Source organism: Agrobacterium sp. DSM 25558 (assembly GCF_900100825.1).
Taxonomy (GTDB): Bacteria; Pseudomonadota; Alphaproteobacteria; order Rhizobiales; family Rhizobiaceae; genus Agrobacterium.
The window spans coordinates 1-1,079 of the sequence record NZ_FMUD01000091.1; the positions used below are offsets into that span (position 1 = coordinate 1).

Annotated in this window: 1 protein-coding gene; it reads right to left on the bottom strand. The window is 60.5% G+C overall.

What is annotated here, in order from left to right; genetic code table 11:
• Positions 1-20: 20 nt before the first annotated feature.
• Entirely contained in the window at positions 21-950 is a 930-nt protein-coding gene (locus DSM25558_RS27600; RefSeq protein WP_077107790.1) for an IS110 family RNA-guided transposase, read from the bottom strand.
• Positions 951-1,079 lie beyond the last annotated feature (129 nt).

Sequence of the window (1,079 nt, forward strand, 5' to 3'; positions counted from 1 at the left end):
CAGAGCGACTGTCTTGGCAGTCAAGCGTTTTGCCATGGTTTATTTTCCCGGATGATGGCGTTGAGGATGGTGAGAAGCTTGCGCATGGTGGCGACAATGGCGACGATCTTGGGCTTGCCGGATGCCACGAGGCGATCGCGGAAGGCTTTGAGGAACGGATTGTGACGGGACGCAACCAGTGCCGCCATGAACAGGACAGCCCGCACCTTCGAGCGCCCGCCACCGATAAAGCTCTTGCCTTTCCACTTGCCCGATTGCCGCGTCCATGGTGCCAGTCCCGCAAGCGATGCGATCTGGCGTCTGTCGAGGCTGCCAAGCTCCGGCATTTCGGCCAGAAGGGTGCGCGCCGTGGCCCGCCCCACACCTGGAACCGAGGTCAGCAATGCCTCGCGCACACGCCACAAGGGTGACTTGCGGATATGGTCATCCAGGTCTTTATCGATGCTCTCCATCTCGCGGCGTAGCGCATCCAGCAGCCGTCTGATGCTCTTATGCGTCGTCTTCTCCAACGCCATCCGCAACCGGTTCTCTTCAGCCACGATCATCTGTACGATCTGTCGCCTGCGGTCGACAAGGGCCGATAAAGCCTGGGTTTGCGCATCGCGCAGCGGTCGGATTTGCGGTTTCGTCGCCGTGACGAAGGCGGCAATCAGGGCCGCATCGATCGCATCGGTCTTGGCACGCCGACCGATGGCGTTGGCATAGGCCCGCACCTGCGCCGGGTTGACGACGATCACGCAGATGTCGCAGGCCGATAGCTTTGCCACAGCCAGCGTTTCGAAACCACCCGTTGCTTCCAGCGCCACGAGATCGGCTTTCTCCGCCTTAAGGCGACGCGCAAGTTCTTCGATGCCATCATGGTCGTTCCCGACACAAAAGCTTGCACCAGAGGGTGAAACCGCAACGTCGAGACGCTCCTTCGACACGTCGATACCAACGATAATATCCATCTTATCCCATCCTTGCCTAATCGGGCTTTGCACGCGCAAGCGGCCCTGGCGACTGTTCGGGTTCGATGGAACGGCGGATGCACAACCGGGCTCTGCCACGGGCTTGGTGTCCCTAAGGGGCTTCGGTCT

What these genes read in the sequence shown, in the direction of transcription:
- DSM25558_RS27600 (WP_077107790.1), bottom strand. Translation starts at nt 950, where the DNA reads ATGGATATTATCGTTGGTATCGACGTGTCGAAGGAGCGTCTCGACGTT.